Annotated in this window: 19 protein-coding genes and 1 pseudogene; 14 read left to right on the plus strand and 6 right to left on the minus strand. The window is 63.3% G+C overall.

The window, feature by feature from the left end; translation table 11 throughout:
- From CFY91_RS03565 to CFY91_RS03590, 6 genes and pseudogenes are all read left to right on the plus strand, one after another.
- A pseudogene (locus tag CFY91_RS03565) lies at positions 1–536 on the plus strand (electron transport complex subunit RsxC); the annotation flags it as partial.
- Between the two features lie 49 nt (positions 537–585).
- Complete coding sequence (locus CFY91_RS03570) at positions 586–1,617, plus strand: RnfABCDGE type electron transport complex subunit D (RefSeq protein ID WP_093984978.1); 1,032 nt, start codon at positions 586–588, stop codon at positions 1,615–1,617.
- Between the two features lie 4 nt (positions 1,618–1,621).
- Positions 1,622–2,260, plus strand: coding sequence for an electron transport complex subunit RsxG (gene rsxG, locus CFY91_RS03575; protein WP_188390273.1), 639 nt, complete (start codon positions 1,622–1,624; stop codon positions 2,258–2,260).
- Positions 2,253–2,966, plus strand: a complete 714-nt coding sequence (locus CFY91_RS03580) for an electron transport complex subunit E (RefSeq protein ID WP_093984980.1) — start codon at positions 2,253–2,255, stop codon at positions 2,964–2,966. The genes rsxG and CFY91_RS03580 overlap by 8 nt, the downstream gene beginning before the upstream one ends.
- A gap of 83 nt (positions 2,967–3,049) precedes the next feature.
- Positions 3,050–3,688 (plus strand): endonuclease III, encoded by a 639-nt coding sequence (gene nth / locus CFY91_RS03585; protein ID WP_093984981.1) that lies wholly within the window; start codon positions 3,050–3,052, stop codon positions 3,686–3,688.
- A 108-nt stretch (positions 3,689–3,796) separates the two neighbouring features.
- Positions 3,797–3,976: a PA3496 family putative envelope integrity protein gene (locus tag CFY91_RS03590; protein WP_093984982.1), complete on the plus strand. Its 180-nt coding sequence runs from the start codon at positions 3,797–3,799 to the stop codon at positions 3,974–3,976.
- Positions 3,977–4,043: 67 nt separating this feature from the next.
- On the opposite strand, the gene CFY91_RS03595 is transcribed toward CFY91_RS03590, so the two are convergent.
- Positions 4,044–5,267: an argininosuccinate synthase gene (locus tag CFY91_RS03595; protein ID WP_093984983.1), complete on the minus strand. Its 1,224-nt coding sequence runs from the start codon at positions 5,265–5,267 to the stop codon at positions 4,044–4,046.
- 97 nt (positions 5,268–5,364) lie between these two features.
- Positions 5,365–6,252 (minus strand): flagellar protein MotY, encoded by an 888-nt coding sequence (locus CFY91_RS03600; protein ID WP_371870530.1) that lies wholly within the window; start codon positions 6,250–6,252, stop codon positions 5,365–5,367.
- A 127-nt stretch (positions 6,253–6,379) separates the two neighbouring features.
- On the opposite strand from CFY91_RS03600, the gene pyrC reads away from it, so the two are divergent.
- The 5 genes from pyrC to CFY91_RS03625 all read left to right on the plus strand — a co-directional run bounded on the left by pyrC (position 6,380) and on the right by CFY91_RS03625 (position 11,051).
- Positions 6,380–7,426 (plus strand): dihydroorotase, encoded by a 1,047-nt coding sequence (gene pyrC, locus CFY91_RS03605; protein ID WP_093984985.1) that lies wholly within the window; start codon positions 6,380–6,382, stop codon positions 7,424–7,426.
- Positions 7,423–8,097, plus strand: a complete 675-nt coding sequence (gene rnt / locus CFY91_RS03610) for a ribonuclease T (RefSeq protein ID WP_093984986.1) — start codon at positions 7,423–7,425, stop codon at positions 8,095–8,097. The genes pyrC and rnt overlap by 4 nt, the downstream gene beginning before the upstream one ends.
- 233 nt (positions 8,098–8,330) lie before the next feature.
- Complete coding sequence (locus CFY91_RS03615) at positions 8,331–8,546, plus strand: bacterioferritin-associated ferredoxin (protein WP_093984987.1); 216 nt, start codon at positions 8,331–8,333, stop codon at positions 8,544–8,546.
- Between the two features lie 129 nt (positions 8,547–8,675).
- Positions 8,676–9,146 (plus strand): bacterioferritin, encoded by a 471-nt coding sequence (bfr, locus tag CFY91_RS03620; RefSeq protein ID WP_093984988.1) that lies wholly within the window; start codon positions 8,676–8,678, stop codon positions 9,144–9,146.
- A 186-nt stretch (positions 9,147–9,332) separates the two neighbouring features.
- Positions 9,333–11,051 carry a SulP family inorganic anion transporter gene (locus CFY91_RS03625; protein ID WP_093984989.1) on the plus strand — a complete coding sequence of 573 codons (1,719 nt, stop codon included), beginning with the start codon at positions 9,333–9,335 and terminating at the stop codon, positions 11,049–11,051.
- 49 nt (positions 11,052–11,100) lie between these two features.
- Here the strand turns inward: CFY91_RS03625 and grxD are convergent, their stop codons facing one another.
- Positions 11,101–11,427 (minus strand): Grx4 family monothiol glutaredoxin, encoded by a 327-nt coding sequence (gene grxD, locus CFY91_RS03630; RefSeq protein ID WP_093984990.1) that lies wholly within the window; start codon positions 11,425–11,427, stop codon positions 11,101–11,103.
- A gap of 189 nt (positions 11,428–11,616) precedes the next feature.
- Between grxD and mog the strand changes: the two genes are divergently transcribed.
- Positions 11,617–12,150, plus strand: a complete 534-nt coding sequence (mog, locus tag CFY91_RS03635; protein WP_093984991.1) for a molybdopterin adenylyltransferase — start codon at positions 11,617–11,619, stop codon at positions 12,148–12,150.
- A 7-nt stretch (positions 12,151–12,157) separates the two neighbouring features.
- Here mog and CFY91_RS03640 read toward each other — a convergent pair whose 3' ends face one another.
- Together CFY91_RS03640 and CFY91_RS03645 are read right to left on the minus strand one after the other, a co-directional pair.
- The gene (locus tag CFY91_RS03640) at positions 12,158–12,772 is read right to left on the minus strand and encodes a hypothetical protein (protein ID WP_093984992.1); all 615 of its coding nucleotides are present in this window, start codon (positions 12,770–12,772) and stop codon (positions 12,158–12,160) included.
- Positions 12,769–14,877, minus strand: coding sequence for a molybdopterin oxidoreductase family protein (locus tag CFY91_RS03645; protein WP_093984993.1), 2,109 nt, complete (start codon positions 14,875–14,877; stop codon positions 12,769–12,771). The genes CFY91_RS03640 and CFY91_RS03645 overlap by 4 nt, the downstream gene beginning before the upstream one ends.
- A 266-nt stretch (positions 14,878–15,143) precedes the next feature.
- Here CFY91_RS03645 and argF point away from each other — a divergent pair, with 266 nt between their 5' ends.
- Entirely contained in the window at positions 15,144–16,061 is a 918-nt protein-coding gene (gene argF, locus CFY91_RS03650) for an ornithine carbamoyltransferase (protein WP_093984994.1), read from the plus strand.
- On the plus strand, positions 16,058–17,164 hold the full coding sequence (locus tag CFY91_RS03655; RefSeq protein WP_093984995.1) for an ABC transporter ATP-binding protein: 1,107 nt from the start codon (positions 16,058–16,060) through the stop codon (positions 17,162–17,164). Before argF ends, CFY91_RS03655 begins: the two co-directional genes overlap by 4 nt.
- On the opposite strand, the gene CFY91_RS03660 is transcribed toward CFY91_RS03655, so the two are convergent.
- On the minus strand, positions 17,146–18,216 hold the full coding sequence (locus CFY91_RS03660; protein ID WP_093984996.1) for a GGDEF domain-containing protein: 1,071 nt from the start codon (positions 18,214–18,216) through the stop codon (positions 17,146–17,148). The genes CFY91_RS03655 and CFY91_RS03660 overlap by 19 nt on opposite strands.
- Positions 18,217–18,398: the final 182 nt, after the last annotated feature.

Here is an 18,398-nt window from a genome sequence, read left to right on the forward strand (position 1 = left end):
AACCTCCGGCCAACACGGCCAAGCTCGAGGTGAAAAAAGGGAAAAAAGAAATGCCCGTCCACCACACCGGCGAGCTGCAGAACCAGGTCAGCGAGCTACGACCTGCGCTGCAGGCCGCCGAACAGGCCCTGCAAGCCGCCCAGGCCAGCATACCGCCCGCAACCACATCCGCCGCCCAGGACGACGCCCTGAAAAAAGCCAAGATCGAGCTGGCGTTGAAGCGTGCCGAACTCAAGAAAGCGCAGAAAGCCGGTGCCGACCAGGCACAACTGGACAGCCTGCAGGATGCGCTAAACGCTGCCGAACAGGCTCTGCACGACGTGGAAGCCCAACGTGGCGAGCCCACCGCGCGCCAACGCGTGATGCCCAGCGGAGTGGATGACGCCTACAAAGCCTGCAAGACCGAGCTGGCCTTCGCCCGTGCCGACCTGCGCAAACTGGAACGAGACCCGGCCAGCAGCGAAGATGCCCTGGCACAGGCCCGCCAACGCCTGGCCAGTGCCGAGCAACGCCTTGCCGAACTGCCACAGCACTAACCTGCCCGGTGCCGCCAGGCACCGGGCACCTTAGCCAACCGGAGCATCCATGGCCCTGCCCCGCATCACCTCGCCCCATGCCAAAGGCAGCAACCGTACCCAGCGGCTGATGACCCTAGTCATCCTGGCTACCCTGCCGGGACTCGGCGTGCTCACCTGGCTGTACGGCATCGGCAACCTGGTCAACCTGCTACTGGCCAGCGCCACCGCACTGCTGGTCGAAGCGCTGGTGCTGAAGATTCGCCAACGCCCGCTGGTTTTTTTCCTCAATGACCGCAGCGCGCTATTGAGCGCCGTGCTGCTGGCCCTGGCACTGCCTCCCTACGCCCCCTGGTGGTTGACCGTCATTGCCAGCGCCAGCGCCCTGCTGCTGGGCAAGCACCTGTATGGCGGCCTCGGGCAGAATCCCTTCAACCCGGCCATGCTCGGCTATGTGGTGGTGCTGATTTCCTTTCCGTTGGAAATGACCCGTTGGCCCGGCATCGCTCAGGTCAGCCCCGGCGAAGGTCTGCAACTCATCTTTGGCCTGGCCCCGCTCGCCGATGGCTGGGTGCAGGCCACCGTGCTCGACACCCTCAAGCTCAACCACAGCCTGACCCTGCAAGAACTGTATGACAGCCATGCTGCCTTCGGCCTGCTGGGCGGTGCCGGCAGCGAATGGGTCAACCTGGCTTTCCTGCTCGGCGGCCTGTTCCTGCTCTACAAGAAGGTCATCAGCTGGCACGCCCCGCTGGGCATGCTGCTGGCTCTGCTGGTAATGAGCCTGCTGTTCTGGAATGGCAGTGGGTCGGCCTCGCACGGTTCGCCCCTGCTGCACCTGCTCAGTGGTGCCACCATGCTCGGCGCATTCTTCATCATCACCGATCCCGTTTCCGGTGCCACCAGCCCGCGTGGCCGCCTGGTGTTCGGCATGGGCGTCGGCATTATCCTGTACGTCATCCGGGCCTGGGGCGGTTACCCCGACGCCATGGCCTTTGCCGTTCTGCTGATGAACCTGGCAGCACCGACCATCGACTACTACACCCGTCCGCGCACCTACGGCCATCGCCAGGCCGAGCGCGGCTTCAAGCTCGGGGAATAAACCCATGCTCCCGGAAGTTTCCCGCTCCATGCTGAAGAACAGCCTGCTGTTGGGGGTGTTCGCGGTAATCACCGTAGGCAGTGTCAGCCTGCTGCGGCAGGGCACAGCCGAGCGTATCGTCGCTGCGGAACGCGCCATGCAACAACGCGCCCTGGAGGAAATACTACCGGCAGGTAGCTACGACCAGCTGTTGCTCGATAGCCCACTACAGCTAACCGACCCACTGCTCGGCAGCAAACTCGCCCAGCCTGCCTATCGCGCCGTGCGCGCGGGCCAGACCAGCGCCGTGATCCTGCGCACTACCGCAACGGACGGCTACAGCGGTGCCATTCAGCTGCTCGTAGCCATCCAGGCCGACGGCCGATTGGCCGGCGTCCGCACCTTGCAGCACCGCGAGACCCCCGGCCTGGGCGACAAGATCGAGCACCTCAAGCACCCCTGGATCCTCGGTTTCACTGGCAAATCTCTACAGGACCCGCAGAGCAGCGGCTGGGCCGTGAAGAAAGACGGCGGCCAGTTCGACCAGTTTGCCGGCGCCACCATCACCCCCCGCGCCGTGGTCAAGGCCGTGCACCAGGCCCTGCGTTACTTCGACGCACACCGCAACGAACTGCTCGCTACCGAGGAGGCTTCCCGTGGCTAAACCCAGCTATCGCGACATTGCCAGCAACGGCCTGTGGCACAACAACCCGGCGCTGGTCCAACTGCTCGGTCTGTGTCCCCTGCTCGGCGTGAGCAACTCGGCAGTCAACGCACTGGGGCTGGCGCTGGCAACCTGCGTGGTACTGACCTGCTCCAACCTCGCCGTGTCGCTGGCCCGCGGTGTGGTCAAAAGTGCCGTGCGCCTGCCGGTGTTCGTGATGATCATCGCCGCGCTGACCACCTGTATCGAACTGCTGATGCAGGCTTTCACCTACGAGCTGTACCAGATACTGGGCATTTTCATCCCGCTGATCACCACCAACTGCGTGATTCTCGGCCGAGCCGATGGTTTTGCCGCCAAGCATGATCCTGCACGTGCCGCCTTTGACGGCCTGATGATGTCACTGGGCTTTGGCCTGGTACTGGTTCTGCTCGGCGCACTGCGCGAACTGCTCGGCAGCGGCACGCTGTTCGCCAACATGCATTTGCTGTTCGGCCCTATGGCCAGCGACTGGACATTCAGCCTGCCCAGCAATTATCCCGGCTTCCTGCTGGCTATCCTGCCGCCGGGCGCCTTCATCGTCATGGGACTGCTGATTGCCCTGAAAAACCGTAGTGACGAGATCCTGAGCGAGCGGGCCAAGGCGCGCCAGGTCGCTGCGCCAGCCGTCAGTCGGCGCGTGCGCGTCACCGGAGTCATCGAGTGAGCGCCAACCGGCTGCTGCCCTGCGCTCCTGTTACCACACTAGCGCTCGACATGACGCATTAACTGAAGGCTTGTAGCTCACCCATGAATGCCGCCAAGCGCCTGGAAATCTTCCGCCGCCTGCATGAAGACAATCCCGAGCCGAAGACCGAGCTCAACTACAGCTCACCTTTCGAGCTGCTGATTGCGGTGATTCTCTCCGCACAGGCCACCGACGTGGGCGTGAACAAAGCCACTGCGCGCCTGTTTCCGCTGGCCCGTACGCCGCAGGCCATGTACGCGCTGGGCTACGAGGGGCTGTGCGAGCACATCAAGACCATCGGCCTGTATCCAACCAAGGCACGCAATGTCCTCGAGACCTGCCGGCTGCTGGTCGAGCGGCATGGCGGCGAGGTGCCACAAACCCGTGAAGAGCTGGAAGCGCTACCCGGCGTCGGCCGCAAGACCGCCAACGTGGTACTCAACACCGCCTTCCGCCAGCCAGCCATGGCCGTGGACACGCATATCTTCCGGGTCAGCAACCGCACCGGCATCGCGCCCGGCAAGAATGTGCTGGAGGTCGAGAAAAAACTCCTCAAGTTCGTTCCCAAGGATTACCTGCTGGACGCCCACCACTGGCTGATCCTGCATGGTCGCTATGTATGCCAGGCACGCAAGCCTCGCTGCGGCAGTTGTCGTATCGAAGACCTGTGCGAATTCAAGGGCAAGACCAGTGACGATTGAGCATCATCATGTTTAGCCAAGCTACTGATTGAAAAAATCTTTTTTACCCGCTCCGGGTTTGCCGCTATAAGGTGCGCGAAACCTGCCCCCTGCCTCCCGGAGTCAAGCATGAGTGCCAAAGAAGAAATCGAGCTTGAAGACGACCTTGTCGCAGATGACAGCGATGACACGGATGATGCGCCGGTCGAAGTGGCCAAGACCAACCTGACCAAGCGTCGCATCATCGACAACCTGCTGGAAGAGCGACGTCTGCAGAAAGACCTGGCCGATTACGACTACGATTTCTGAAGGAAAACGCCCACAAAAAACCCCTGCCAGGTAACTGGCAGGGGTTTTTTGTGGCTGAGCAGTCCGCTTAGTTGAGCGGGCTGCGACCCTTGCCGGCAGCGATGCGCATGCGCAGCGCGTTCAGCTTGATGAAGCCAGCCGCGTCGGCCTGGTTGTAGGCACCGCCATCTTCCTCGAAGGTCGCGATGTTGGCGTCGAACAGCGAGTCGTCGGACTTGCGCCCGGTGACGATGACGTTGCCCTTGTACAGCTTCAGGCGCACTACGCCGTTCACGTTGGCCTGCGAGGCATCGATCATCTGCTGCAGCATCAGACGCTCCGGGCTCCACCAGTAGCCGTTGTAGATCAGGCTGGCGTACTTGGGCATCAGCTCGTCTTTCAGGTGAGCGACTTCACGGTCGAGGGTGATCGACTCGATGGCCCGGTGGGCACGCAGCATGATGGTGCCGCCGGGGGTCTCGTAGCAGCCTCGCGACTTCATGCCGACGTAGCGGTTCTCGACGATGTCCAGACGGCCGATGCCGTTCTCGCCACCGATACGGTTCAGCTCGGTGAGCACCTGCGCCGGGGTCATGGCCTGGCCGTCGATGGCCACGATGTCACCGTTGCGGTAGGTCAGCTCGATGTAGGTCGGGGTGTTCGGCGCGGCTTCCGGCGACTTGGTCCAGCGCCACATGTCTTCTTCGTGCTCGGTCCAGGTGTCTTCCAGCACGCCGCCCTCGTAAGAGATATGCAGCAGGTTGGCGTCCATGGAATAGGGCGACTTCTTGCCGGCCTTGGCGAAATCCACCGGGATCTTGTGCTTGGCAGCGTAGTCCATCAGCTTCTCGCGCGAGAGCAGGTCCCACTCGCGCCAGGGGGCGATGACCTTGACGCCCGGCTTGAGCGCATAGGCGCCCAGCTCGAAGCGCACCTGGTCATTGCCCTTGCCGGTGGCGCCGTGCGAGATGGCGTCGGCGCCGGTCTCGTTGGCGATTTCGATCAGGCGCTTGGCGATCAGCGGACGGGCGATGGAAGTACCCAGCAGGTACTCACCTTCGTAAATGGTGTTGGCGCGGAACATCGGGAAAACGAAGTCACGCACGAATTCTTCGCGCAGGTCGTCGATGTAGATTTCCTTGACGCCCATGGCCTGGGCCTTGGCACGGGCCGGCTCGACCTCCTCGCCCTGACCGAGGTCGGCGGTGAAGGTCACCACTTCGCAGTTATAGGTGTCTTGCAGCCACTTGAGGATCACCGAGGTGTCCAGGCCACCGGAATAGGCCAGAACTACCTTCTTTACGTCCGCCATGCCATCCACTCCACGGGGTTGTACGAAAACCGTGGATTCTACTGGCCTTGCCGGGGGATTTACAGGGGCGCGACACGACCGGGCAGGCAAGCGACGTTCAGGGGGCCTCGGCGCTCAACAACGGCTCACGCGACAAGGTGACCGTCACCCGGCGGTTTTTCGCCCGGTTGCCGGCACTGTCATTGCGCACCAGGGGATAACGCTCGCCATGAAAGCGCAGGGTCATACGCTCTTCGGCAATGCCCTTGGACTTGAAGTAATCGAACACCGCCATGGCCCGACGCCGCGACAGGTCGCGATTGAGCAGGCGATTGCCGCTGTTGTCGGAATGCCCGTCCAACTCGATGCGCAACACGCTGGGATCGGCCTGCATATAGTCGAGAATCACATCGAGCACACCCCTGGCCCGGTCATCCAACTCGATACCGCCGCCGGGAAAGCCGACCTGGGTATTGCGCAACTGGTCGAAGTTGACCGGCAACAGCTTGGCCGTACAGGCCTGATAGCGCGCATAAGCCTCAGCGAAACGTGCCGGTAGCAGACGCACTTCAAGGGGTTGAGCACCGTGCAGGGTGCGGTGGCGTACCAGCGGGCTGCGCCCCTGCAGCAAACCAGCCAGCAGACGCCCGGCCTGTTCCTGACTGCTCGTGACCGGCACATCGCCGCCCCCGGCCTGCAACGTCCCCAGGTTCAAGTCACCGCGCTGTGCCTGCCAGGGTGCGGCCGCAGCCAGCAGGGTGGCGCCTCCCGGGGCAAACCAGCGCTCCTGACTGCGCAGACGAAAGGTCGCCTGCTCACCTGCGCGGCGCACGAACTCGCCCGTGCCGAACTGATGAATCGGCTGACTCAGACGGCACTCGAACTGATCACCCTCGACCTGCCATTCGATACGCTCCAGGCGAGTCTGGAACGTCAATGCCTGTGCCTGCTGGCAAAGCAGCACGGCAGACAGCGAGAGCAGCAGCGATGGCAGCGGCTTGAGCACGACAGACTCCAGAAAGACACGGTATACATCCGCGCTATCGGTCAGCCGGGGAAAAACTTGAAGGCCGTGCCGCAAAAGCCCTTTTCCGGTAGCATGCGGCCATCGTTCGACCCGCCTGGAATCCTGCATGTCCGACCGCATTACCCTGCTGCGCCCCGACGACTGGCACATCCACCTGCGTGATGGAGCCGTGCTCCAGCACACCGTCCGCGATGCCGCACGCAGCTTCGCCCGCGCCATCATCATGCCCAACCTGGTCCCTCCGGTACGCAATGCCGTCCAGGCTGATGCCTATCGCCAGCGCATCCTCGCAGCGCGCCCGGCAGGCAGTTCGTTCGAACCGCTGATGGTTCTCTACCTCACCGACCATACCAGTCCCGAGGATGTGCGCGCGGCCAAGGCCAGCGGTTTCGTTCACGCAGCCAAACTCTACCCGGCCGGCGCCACCACAAACTCCGACTCGGGTGTAACCCGCATCGACACCATCTTCCCAACACTGGAAGCCATGGCCGAAGTCGGCATGCCACTGCTGGTGCACGGTGAAGTAACCCGCGCCGAGATCGACGTGTTCGACCGCGAGAAAGCCTTTATCGACGAACACCTGACCCGCGTGGTCGAACGCTTCCCGACACTCAAGGTGGTCTTCGAGCACATCACCACACGCGATGCCGTGCAGTTCGTGCAGGGCGCCTCAGCCCAGGTTGGCGCCACCATCACCGCCCATCACCTGCTGTACAACCGCAACCACATGCTGGTTGGCGGTATTCGCCCGCACTTCTACTGCCTGCCGATCCTCAAGCGCAACACGCATCAGGAAGCCCTGCTCGACGCGGCAACCAGCGGCAGCGCCAAGTTCTTCCTCGGCACCGATTCGGCGCCACACGCCCAGCACGCCAAGGAAGCGGCCTGCGGCTGCGCCGGCTGCTACACCGCCTATGCCGCCATTGAGCTGTATGCCGAAGCCTTCGAGCAACGCCATGCGCTGGACAAGCTGGAAGGCTTTGCCAGCCTGCACGGCCCGGACTTCTATGGCCTGCCGCGCAATACCGACCGCATCACCCTGGTCCGTGAAGACTGGGTAGCCCCGACCGAGCTGCCACTGGGCGAGCAGCGTGTCATCCCGCTGCGCGCTGGGGAAAAACTGCGCTGGCGCCTGCTGGAGCAATCGGCATGAGTGAAGAACATTACGACGACGAACTGGATGGCAGCCTGCCGCCCGGACCACGCCACCCGATGGCGGCACGCTTTCGCGGTTACCTGCCGGTAGTGGTCGATGTCGAGACCGGCGGTTTCAATGCCGCCACTGACGCGCTGCTGGAGATCGCCGCGACCATCATCGGCATGGACGAAGGCGGCTTCCTCTATCCGCAGCACACCTACTTCTTCCGTATCGAGCCCTTCGAGGGCGCCAATATCGAGCAGGCTGCCCTGGAGTTCACCGGCATCAAACTAGATCACCCGCTGCGCCAGGCGGTCAGCGAAGAGCATGCGCTCAGCGAAATCTTCCGCGGCCTGCGCAAGTCGATCAAAGCCAATGGCTGCAAACGCGCCATTCTGGTGGGCCACAACAGCAGCTTCGATCTCGGCTTCCTGAATGCGGCTGTGGCGCGCTGCGAAATCAAGCGCAACCCCTTCCATCCCTTTTCCAGCTTCGACACCGCGACGCTGGCTGGGCTGGCCTACGGACAGACTGTGCTGGCCAAGGCCTGCCAGGCGGCCGGTATTGCCTTCGACGGCCGTGAAGCTCATTCGGCACGCTATGACACGGAAAAGACCGCCGAACTGTTCTGCGGCATCGTCAACCGCTGGAAGGAGCTCGGCGGCTGGAACGACTTCGAGCACTGACCGGCAGCGCCTTGCGCCGGCACAGCTGCTGGCGCAAGGCATACCTTCAGCGCCCACTCCAAGCCAACCCGCCACACCGTCCTTCGCCTGCTCTCCTGCCCCCTGGCACACCTGGCCCGCGGTACCGGAACGCTCGATGTCTCAGCAGTATGCCCAGCAGCCACAGAATCTTTGACAATCATTCTCGTTAACATTAGTATCTGTTTCACCTTAACCAGATACGGTTTTCTGCCATGTACGTCTGTCTTTGTATGGGTGTAACCGACGGCCATATCCGTGAAGCCATCATGGAAGGCTGCAGCAGCTATGCCGAAGTCCGCCAGGCCACCGAAGTCGGCACCCAGTGCGGCAAATGCGCCTGCATGGCCAAGCAGGTCTTCCGCGACAGCCTGGCAGACCTGCACAATGCCCAGGCCATGGCCGTCAGCGCGCCCTTCCATCACGCCTGACCCGCCGCCATCCCTCAGCCATTATCAAACGCACTGTATTTGCATTTGATTTCAAGCACTTGCATTTGACAGCCGCGCGTTCGCCGACCAGACTCCTGAGATCGTGACCCCCTCACCCAGGAGCCGCACATGAAAGGCGACAAGAAAGTCATCCAGCACCTGAACAAGATCCTCGGCAATGAGCTGGTGGCCATCAACCAGTACTTCCTGCATGCCCGCATGTTCGAGGACTGGGGTCTGAAAAAGCTGGGCGAGCATGAGTATCACGAGTCCATCGACGAGATGAAGCATGCCGACAAGCTGATCAAGCGCATCCTGTTCCTCGAAGGCCTGCCCAACCTGCAGGATCTCGGCAAGCTGCACATTGGCGAGAACACCCAGGAAATGCTCGCCTCCGACCTCAAGCTGGAAATCAAGGGCATTGCCGACCTGCGTGACGCCATTGCCTACTGCGAAAGTGCTGGCGACTATGGCAGCCGCGAACTGCTGGAAGACATTCTCGAATCCGAGGAAGAACACATCGACTGGCTGGAAACCCAGCTGAGCCTGATTGATGCGGTCGGCCTGCAAAACTACCTGCAGTCACAAATGGACGAATAAGTAGCGAGCATGAAAACGGGAGCCCAAAGGCTCCCGTTTCTTTGAAAGCCAGCTCCAGCCCCCAGACCGTGTCTGCAGAGCCATCCCAGTACTACTTGAACGGACCCTTCAGCCCCGCTACGCCTGTCGAATACGGCAGACCAGTCAACAAGCTGATCTGCCTACAGCCCAGAACGAGACACTCAGGTGGCAGAAGCCTCTCGCGCCCCCCAACCGCCTTCACGCTGGCTGCCTGGCCTGGCCCTGCTGCGTAGTTATCCGCGCGCCTGGCTGGGACACGATCTGCTGGCCGGCCTGGTATTGACCAGCATGCTGGTGCCGGTCGGCATCGCCTATGCCGAAGCGTCCGGCGTGCCGGGCATCTATGGGCTGTACGCGAGCATCGTGCCGCTGCTGGCCTACGCGCTGTTCGGCCCCAGCCGGATTCTCGTGCTGGGCCCGGATTCGGCGCTCGCGGCGTTGATTCTCGCCGTGGTGCTACCGTTGTCCGCCGGCGATCCACTGCGTGCGGTCAGCCTGGCCAGCATGATGGCGCTGGTCGCCGGAGCCACCTGCATACTGGCCGGCCTGCTGCGTCTGGGTTTCGTCACCGAGCTGCTCTCCAAGCCCATCCGCTATGGCTACATGAACGGTATCGCGTTGACCGTACTGATCAGCCAGCTACCCAAGCTGGGCGGTTTCAACATCGACAGCCAGGGGCCGCTGCAGGACCTGCTGCAACTGACCCGTGCCGCGGCCGCCAATCAGTTCAACCCCTACAACCTGGCCGTCGGTCTCGGCACCCTACTGCTGATCCTGGCGCTCAAGCGCTATCGTCGGGTGCCAGGCATCCTTATCGCGGTGACACTGGCTACCCTGGCAGTGGGCGTGTTCGACCTTGAGCAACAGGGTGTTGCAGTCCTTGGCAGCCTGCCCCGCGGCTTGCCCAGTTTCAGCTGGCCGTGGCTCAGCGATACTGACCTGCTGGCCGTAGTCATCGGCGGCATAACCACCGCACTGGTGGCCTTTGCCGATACCAGCGTGTTGTCGCGCAGCTATGCCGCGCGCACCCGACAACAGGTCGACCCCAATCAGGAAATGCTCGCGCTGGGGGCCGCCAATCTGCTCGGCGGGCTATTCCAGAGTTTCCCGGTCAGTAGCAGCGCCTCGCGCACACCGGTTGCAGAGGCGGCCGGCGCACGTAGCCAACTAGCCGGGGTTGTCGCCGCACTGGGTGTCGCCACGCTGCTGCTGGCCGCTCCCGACCTGCTGGCGTTGTTACCACACAGCGCGCTGGCCGCCGTGGTCATTGCTGCGGTGATCGGCCTGTTCGAAATACGCGACCTGCAGCGCATCTATCGCATCCAGCAATGGGAGTTCTGGCTATCCATGGCCTGCTTCGCCGGGGTACTGGCGTTTGGCGTGATACCCGGCATTGGCCTGGCCATCGTCCTGGCCGTACTGGAATTTCTCTGGGATGGCTGGCGCCCGTACTATGCGGTGCTCGGCAGGGTGGAAGGTATTCGCGGCTTCCACGATATCAGCCGCCATCCGAATGCCCGGCTGATCCCCGGCCTGGTGTTGCTACGCTGGGATGCCCCGCTGTTTTTCGCCAACGCCGAGCTGTTTCAGCAGAGCGTACTCAAGGTGCTGGGCGAATCCCCAACCCCCGTACGGCGCCTGGTGGTGGCTGCGGAGCCGGTCACCAGCGTGGATGTCACCAGTGCCGACATGCTGGCTGAGCTGCAAGCCTACCTGCACAACACGGGCATCGAGCTGCACTTTGCCGAGGTCAAGGGACCGGTCAAGGACAAGCTGCGCCGTTTCGGCCTACTGGGCCCTGCTGACGAAACGCGTTTCCAGCCTACGGTGGCCGCTGCCGTGGATGCCTACCTGCACGATTACCAGATCGACTGGCAACGCTGAAACAAAAAACCCGCAGCATGCTGCGGGTTTGCCATGCGCGGCGGAACGCTTACTCGGCGGCTTTGGCCACAGCGTCCTTGATCAGGGTCTGCAGCTCACCCTTCTCGAACATCTCGGTGATGATATCGCTACCGCCCACCAGCTCACCGGCCACCCACAGCTGCGGGAAGGTCGGCCAGTTGGCGTACTTGGGCAGATTGGCGCGAATCTCCGGGTTCTGCAGGATGTCCACATAGGCGAACTTCTCACCACAGCCCATCACGGCCTGTGCGGCACGCGAGGAAAACCCGCACTGCGGGGCGTTTGGCGAGCCCTTCATGTAGAGCAGGACGGTGTTGCTGGCGATCTGGTCTTTGATGGTTTCGATGATATCCACGGAGCACCTCATATTGGCTTTCCCGGCTCGACCCGGGCACGATCGCGGCGATTCTAGCGCAAAGCCGAGCGCAAGGCTCGGGCTTTAATGGCGACATTCCTGATCGCCGGCAAGGCAGCGCCAGGACTGCAGCAGCCAGGCTTTTGCTAAGATCCCCCGACTCTCGACGACTCACAAGGAACCCTACCCATGACCCAGGCCGCCCGCATCGGCGTACTCACCGTCAGCGACCGTGCCAGTGCCGGGGTGTACGAAGACCTCTCCGGACAGAGCATCATCGACACCCTCAACGACTACCTCGACAGCGCCTGGGAAGCCGTTTACCGGGTAATTCCCGACGAACAGCCGCTGATCGAGAGCACCCTCATCGAACTGGCCGACCAGCACGGCTGCTGCCTGATCGTCACCACCGGCGGCACCGGTCCGGCCGCCCGCGACGTCACCCCGGAAGCCACCGAGGCCGTCTGCCAGCGCATGATGCCGGGCTTTGGCGAACTGATGCGCAGCGAGTCACTGAAGTATGTGCCCACCGCCATCCTCTCCCGGCAAACCGCCGGGCTGCGCGGCCAGTGCCTGATCATCAACCTGCCCGGCAAGCCCAAGGCCATTCGCCAGTGCCTGGATGCGGTTTTTCCTGCCGTGCCCTACTGTATCGACCTGATGGACGGCCCCTACCTGCAGTGCAACGAGGCGGTGATCAAGGCGTTCCGGCCCAAGGCCTGACGCCACCTCACCACCAGCGGGCCAGGCTGGCGCGGGCTTCGCCCAGCCAGACCAGCGTCTGCAGCTTGAACAGCGCCCAGCGATCACCGTCCTGCAGCTCCGCTTCGCCACAGCGAGGGTCGGAGCGTTGTAGCGCACCAATCATCTGCCGGGTCACCGGGATGCTTTCGCAGCCATGGTTATCTTCGCAAACAAAGTCCCAGGGCTGGCGTGCCGGGGCGTGGCAGGCAAAACAGTTGCCGCCGAAGCGGTTGTTAACCTCGGCAAAGCCACGCGCACGAATCTGCGTACCCTGTGCGCTGACCTCCAGTTCGAAGAATTCCCAGTCGCCGGTCGCCGGGCTGAAACCGGCCTCACGCTTGACCATGGCCTCGCCCGGCACCAGCTGGATCAGCGTGCCGGGCGGATAGATCGCCCCTTCAGGGGCATTCGCCGCCGCCAGGCTAGCGGGCAGGTTGCCCAGCAGGTTAGTCAGATAAAAATGCCGCACCGGCGTCATCTCGCGAATGCAGCCGAAGTGGTGCGCCTCTACCGTTACCGGCACTTCGGCTTGCACGGGTACACCCAGCAGGCTGCACACGCCCAGCAAACCCGCCAGCCTACGCCTGGATTGACGATTCATAAGCCCTCCACCTCCACCGGTACACCGTTAAGCGCGGCATTGCCGGATAGCCCGTCGCGCAAACACTCATCGGTCAGGTCATTGGCACTCACCCCGGGCTGAGCACCGGCGATCGCCAGCTGCCCACCACGCCGCGCGTGCCCCCAGCCATGCGGCAGACTGACCACCCCCGGCATCAGTGCCTCGCTGGCCTGCACCTCCACCTCTAGCGCGCCGACCCGCGAACGCACACGTACCTGCTGGCCATCCTGCAGGCCACGACTGGCCAGGTCATGCGGGTGCATGTGCAGTTGATGACGGGGCTTGCCCTTCACCAGACGCCGGTAGTTATGCATCCAGGAGTTGTTGCTGCGCACATGGCGACGGCCAATCAGCAGCAACTGTTCCGCGGGCAGACGCGGCTCAAGCAGAAAACGCCGCAGCTCGGCCAACAGCAAGGGCGGCGCCAGCTGTACCTGGCCATGCGGCGTTTTCAGGCGTGCCGCCAGGTTCGCCTGCAACGCCCCCAGATCGATGCCATGCGGCTGCTCGCGCAAGCGGGCCAGGCTGAGCTGCCAGGGTGACTGCGCGCCATAAGGCCCGCTACGCAGGCCCATGTCGATCATCAGCTCGGGGGCCAGGGTCGGCTTGAGGGTCAGCCCGTTACGCGCGGCAAACGCCTGGGCCAGGCCAATGAAGATCTCCCAGTCGTGCAGCGCGCCAGCCGGCTTATCCAGCACGGCTTCGTTGAAGCGCGTGACATTGCGCACCGCCAGGGCATTGAAGGTGGTGTCGTAATGGTCATGCTCCAGCGGTGCGGTGGGCGGCAGGATCAGGTCGGCATGGCAGGTGGTTTCATTGATATACAGGTCCACCGCCAGCATGAAGTCCAGCCCCTGCAGAGCCTTCTGCAGCTGCCGCCCGTTGGGCGTGGAGAGTACCGGGTTGCCGGCCACGCAAACCAGCGCCCGCACCTGGCCATCACCTGGGCTGAGAATCTCCTCGGCCAACGCCGCCACCGGCAGCTCGCCCGCGTATTCGGGCAACCCGGACACCCGGCTCTGCCAGCGATTGAAATGCCCGCCCGAGGTCATCCCTACCAGGTCGAGTGCCGGCTGGGTACACAGGACGCCACCGACCCGATCGAGGTTGCCGGTGAGCAGGTTGAGCAACTGGATCAGCCACTGACACAGGCTGCCGAAAGCCTGGGTGGAAACACCCATGCGGCCGTAGCACACCGCCCGTTCCGCCGCTGCGAAGTCGCGCGCCAGCTGGCGCAGAGTGCTTTCGGCAATCCCGCAGCGCTCCGCTAGTTGGGCCACGCGCAGTTCGCTCAGCGCCTCCTGCAGGGTCTCAAGGCCGTGCAGCGGCAAATGGCTGGGGCGCGTCAGGCGTTCCTCGAAGAGCGTCAGGAGCATGCCGAGCAGCAGCGCCGCATCGGCACCCGGGCGAATGAACAGGTGCTGGTTGGCCATCGCGGCGGTCTCGCTGCGCCGTGGATCAACCACCACCAGGCGCCCGCCGCGTGCCTGCAAGTCGCGCAGGCGCCGCTCGACATCCGGCACCGTCATCAGGCTGCCATTGGAGGCCAGCGGGTTGCCGCCGAGGATCAACATGAACTGCGTGTGATCGATATCCGGGATTGGCAAGAGCATGCCGTGCCCATACATCTGCTGGCTGACCAGGTGATGCGGCAGCTGATCGACCGAGGTCGCCGAGAAACGATTGCGCGTCTTCAGCAGGCCCAGGAAGTAATTGCTATGGGTCATCAGCCCATAGTTATGCACGCTGGGATTACCCTGGTAGACCGCCACGGACTGCTGGCCATGCGCCGCCTGGATCGCCGTCAGGCGCTCGGCGGCCAGGGCAAAGGCCTCATCCCAGCCAATCGGCTGCCAGTGTTCGCCCACCCGGCGCATCGGCTGGCGCAAGCGGTCAGGGTCGTTCTGGATATCCTGCAGGGCTACCGCCTTGGGGCAGATATGCCCACGGCTGAACGTATCCTCGGCATCGCCCTTGATCGACTGAATAGCCTGCTGCCCGGTGCTGTCACGGGTCACTTCGATACGCAGGCCACAAATGGCTTCGCACAGGTGGCAGGCACGGTAATGCACGGAGGTGGTCATGGGCCGCTCTCTTGTTATAAAGGTGCAAGCCTCACTATGGCCGGGCCTGCCGCGCCGCGCCAGCCACTGCCTCGCGCTGAATTGGCCGCCATTAGCCAGGCCCATGGTGGCCGGTGGCGGCATTTGCCTGCATGCGCCATTTCCTTATACCATCCGGGCCTTTCCCTTGTTTCGTCGCCCTAGCGCGGCCTTCGCCGCGGTTTCCTCCTTTGTTGTTACTGCAATAACGCGAAGCCGCGGCCCGGTGTAATAAAAGGTAGTAAGCCATGAGTGCCAGGCACTTTCTCTCCCTGATGGACTGTACCCCCGCCGAACTGCACGGCCTGGTACGCCGCGCTATCGAGCTGAAGGACCTGCGCCGCCAGGGCGTCCTCTACGAACCGCTGAAAGGCCGCATCCTCGGGATGATCTTCGAGAAAGCCTCGACCCGTACCCGCCTGTCCTTCGAGGCCGGGATGATCCAACTGGGCGGCCAGGCGATCTTCCTCTCGCCCCGCGATACCCAACTGGGCCGTGGCGAACCGCTGAGCGACAGCGCCATCGTCATGTCGCGCATGCTCGATGCAGTGATGATCCGCACCTTCGCCCACAGCACCCTGACCGAGTTTGCCGCGTATTCCAGCGTGCCGGTGATCAATGGCCTGTCCGATGACCTGCACCCCTGCCAGTTGATGGCCGACATGCAGACCTTCCAGGAGGCGCGCGGCAGCATCGCCGGCAAGACCGTGGCGTGGATCGGCGACGGCAACAACATGTGCAACAGCTACCTGGAGGCCGCCGTACAGTTCGACTTCCAGATTCGTGTGGCCTGCCCGGCCGGCTTCGAGCCCAAGTCCGAGTTCATCGCCCTGGCTGGCGACCGCCTGCAGATCGTGCGCGATCCCCGTGAAGCAGTAGCCGGCGCCCATCTGGTAAGCACCGATGTCTGGGCGTCCATGGGCCAGGAAGAGGAAGCTCAACAGCGTGCCGAACTGTTCCGGCCCTATCAGGTAAGCCGTGCGCTACTCGACCAGGCCGCCCATGACGTAATTTTCCTGCATTGCCTGCCGGCCCATCGTGGCGAGGAGATCAGCCACGACCTGCTCGATGACCCACGTTCCCTGGCCTGGGACCAGGCCGAGAACCGCATGCACGTGCAGAAGGCACTGCTCGAGTTCCTCGTCATGCATGCCCAGCAGGCATGAGCCAGCTGCTCCTGTCGCTCAACCAAATGGCCTGCGCCTACGCGGGCCAGACGGTGGTCGAGAACCTCAACCTGCATCTGAATGCCGGCGACATCGGCTGCCTGCTCGGCCCCTCCGGCTGCGGCAAGACCACCACATTGCGCGCGATCGCCGGTTTCGAGCCGCTGGCCAGCGGGGAAATCCGCCTGGCCGACCAGCTCATCTCGCGCAAGGGGTTTACCCTGGCCCCGGAAAAGCGCCGCATCGGCATGGTGTTCCAGGACTACGCACTGTTCCCGCACCTGAGTGTGGCGCAGAACGTGGCCTTTGGTATTCGCCAGCACCCCGACTGCGCACGCATCTGCGCCGAACTCCTTGAGCTGGTCAAGCTCTCCGGGCTCGGCCAGCGCTACCCGCATGAGCTGTCCGGCGGCCAGCAGCAACGCGTGGCGCTGGCCCGCGCCCTGGCTCCCGAACCACAGTTGCTGCTGCTCGACGAGCCCTTCTCCAACCTGGATGGCGAGCTGCGCCGGCGCCTCAGCCAGGAGGTCCGCGAAATCCTCAAGCTGCGCGGCACCAGCGCCATTCTGGTTACCCACGACCAGGAAGAAGCCTTCGCCGTCAGCGACCATATCGGCGTGTTCAACAAGGGTGGCCTGGAACAGTGGGATACCCCGTTCAACCTCTACCATGAACCGCTGACGCCTTTCGTCGCCAGCTTCATCGGCCAGGGCTACTTCATCCGCGGACAGATGCTTACCCCGGACAGCGTACACACCGAGCTGGGGGTCATCCGTGGCAACCGCGCCTACCAGTGGCCAAACGGCAGTTCGGTGGATGTGCTACTGCGCCCCGACGATATCGTCTACGCCCCTGACAGCCCCTTGCAGGCGCGCATCATCGGCAAGACCTTCCTTGGCGCCGCCACCCTGTACCGCCTGCAATTGCCCACCGGCAGCCATCTGGAGGCGATCTTTCCCAGCCATGTCGACCACCTGCCCGGGCAGACCGTCGGCATCAGTGTTGCCGCCGACCACCTGGTAGCCTTTGCCGTACCTGGCAGCGTGGCGGCCCAGGCACCGCTGAGCGACTCCGGCGTACGCCGCTACAGCTCGACCAGTTGATCACGCCCAGCGTGCTTGGCGCGGTACAACGCGTCATCGGCACGCTGCAGGCAATCCTGCCAGTCCTCTTCGGGACGATAAGCACTCATGCCCAGTGACAGGGTCAAACGCAGGCCCGGGCACTGCGCCCACTCCTGCTGCGCCATGGCCAGGCGCAAACGTTGCAACATCTGCCTGGCACCGGCGGTATCGGTACGCGATAGCACCAGCAGGAACTCCTCGCCGCCCATCCGTGCGGCAAAGTCGACATCACGCACCAGGCTCTTGAGCAGGGCCCCCAGCTGGCGCAGCACCGCATCGCCACCGGCATGGCCGTATTGGTCGTTGACCGCCTTGAAGTAATCCAGATCGACCAGGCACAGCACGAACTGGTAGTTGCCTCGGTCAGCCAGGGCTTTCTGCTGGGCCACCAGTTCCTTGACGAAGCGGCGGTTGTACAGCCCGGTCAGCTCATCGGTAATCGCCAACTGCTGGATGCGCTCCATGGCCAGACGCAGGTCATGGTTGCGCGTCTGCAATACCTGGCGCAGGCCACTCATCTCCAGCCCCAGCAGGCTCACGCCAAACAACAGCACGAAGAATTCCAGGCCATGCATCAGCTCATCCTGCCAGTCGACCGTCTGGCCACTGCGCAGCATCAGCCAGAGCAGTACCGCATAACAGAGCAGGGTAAATACGCCGACGCGCACAAAACCGCCCAGTTGCAGGCGGAACGCGCCGAACATCAGCACCACCAGTACCATCATCAGGAACAGGCTGCGCAGGCCCTCGGCATAGTAGGCGGAGATGAAGATCAGCACGATCGCCCAGGCCATCTGCGGCAGGGTCAGGCTGGGATCACGAAAGTGCAGGTTGAGGTTGAACCAGGTGAATAGCAGGAAACCGGCAAAGCTGCCTATCACCAGCAGGTTGAGCGCCAGCATGCCCAGCAGATCCAGACGCATATGCCCGCTGGCATAGGCCAGCCAGCACAACAGCAGGTGCAGCAGCGAGGCAATGCTCGCCAGCAGGATGCGCCGCAAGCGCAGGCGTTGGTGACGGGAGGGCTGCATCGGCACCTCGTTATATGACGGTGAGCGGGTTATTGAACAGTCTAGGCGAGCGCGCTAGCCAACAGGTCAAAACAAACCACCTGACATCGAGCAGGCACAGCGCAGCGAGCTTGCCGTCGCAGGCGTGCAACGGGTCAGGCGCAGTATAGCTGGCCGCCTGTCCTTGCCCAGGCAGCACAGGT

Source organism: Pseudomonas fluvialis (assembly GCF_002234375.1).
Lineage (GTDB): Bacteria > Pseudomonadota > Gammaproteobacteria > Pseudomonadales > Pseudomonadaceae > Aquipseudomonas > Aquipseudomonas fluvialis.

Excerpts from the sequence above, each read along its gene's own strand:
- CFY91_RS03570 (WP_093984978.1), top strand. The coding sequence starts at position 586 with ATGGCCCTGCCCCGCATCACCTCGCCCCATGCCAAAGGCAGCAACCGT.
- rsxG (WP_188390273.1), top strand. The coding sequence starts at position 1,622 with ATGCTCCCGGAAGTTTCCCGCTCCATGCTGAAGAACAGCCTGCTGTTG.
- nth (WP_093984981.1), top strand. The coding sequence starts at position 3,050 with ATGAATGCCGCCAAGCGCCTGGAAATCTTCCGCCGCCTGCATGAAGAC.
- CFY91_RS03590 (WP_093984982.1), top strand. The coding sequence starts at position 3,797 with ATGAGTGCCAAAGAAGAAATCGAGCTTGAAGACGACCTTGTCGCAGAT.
- CFY91_RS03595 (WP_093984983.1), bottom strand. The coding sequence starts at position 5,267 with ATGGCGGACGTAAAGAAGGTAGTTCTGGCCTATTCCGGTGGCCTGGAC.
- pyrC (WP_093984985.1), top strand. The coding sequence starts at position 6,380 with ATGTCCGACCGCATTACCCTGCTGCGCCCCGACGACTGGCACATCCAC.
- rnt (WP_093984986.1), top strand. The coding sequence starts at position 7,423 with ATGAGTGAAGAACATTACGACGACGAACTGGATGGCAGCCTGCCGCCC.
- CFY91_RS03615 (WP_093984987.1), top strand. The coding sequence starts at position 8,331 with ATGTACGTCTGTCTTTGTATGGGTGTAACCGACGGCCATATCCGTGAA.
- bfr (WP_093984988.1), top strand. The coding sequence starts at position 8,676 with ATGAAAGGCGACAAGAAAGTCATCCAGCACCTGAACAAGATCCTCGGC.
- mog (WP_093984991.1), top strand. The coding sequence starts at position 11,617 with ATGACCCAGGCCGCCCGCATCGGCGTACTCACCGTCAGCGACCGTGCC.
- CFY91_RS03640 (WP_093984992.1), bottom strand. The coding sequence starts at position 12,772 with ATGAATCGTCAATCCAGGCGTAGGCTGGCGGGTTTGCTGGGCGTGTGC.
- CFY91_RS03645 (WP_093984993.1), bottom strand. The coding sequence starts at position 14,877 with ATGACCACCTCCGTGCATTACCGTGCCTGCCACCTGTGCGAAGCCATT.
- argF (WP_093984994.1), top strand. The coding sequence starts at position 15,144 with ATGAGTGCCAGGCACTTTCTCTCCCTGATGGACTGTACCCCCGCCGAA.
- CFY91_RS03655 (WP_093984995.1), top strand. The coding sequence starts at position 16,058 with ATGAGCCAGCTGCTCCTGTCGCTCAACCAAATGGCCTGCGCCTACGCG.
- CFY91_RS03660 (WP_093984996.1), bottom strand. The coding sequence starts at position 18,216 with ATGCAGCCCTCCCGTCACCAACGCCTGCGCTTGCGGCGCATCCTGCTG.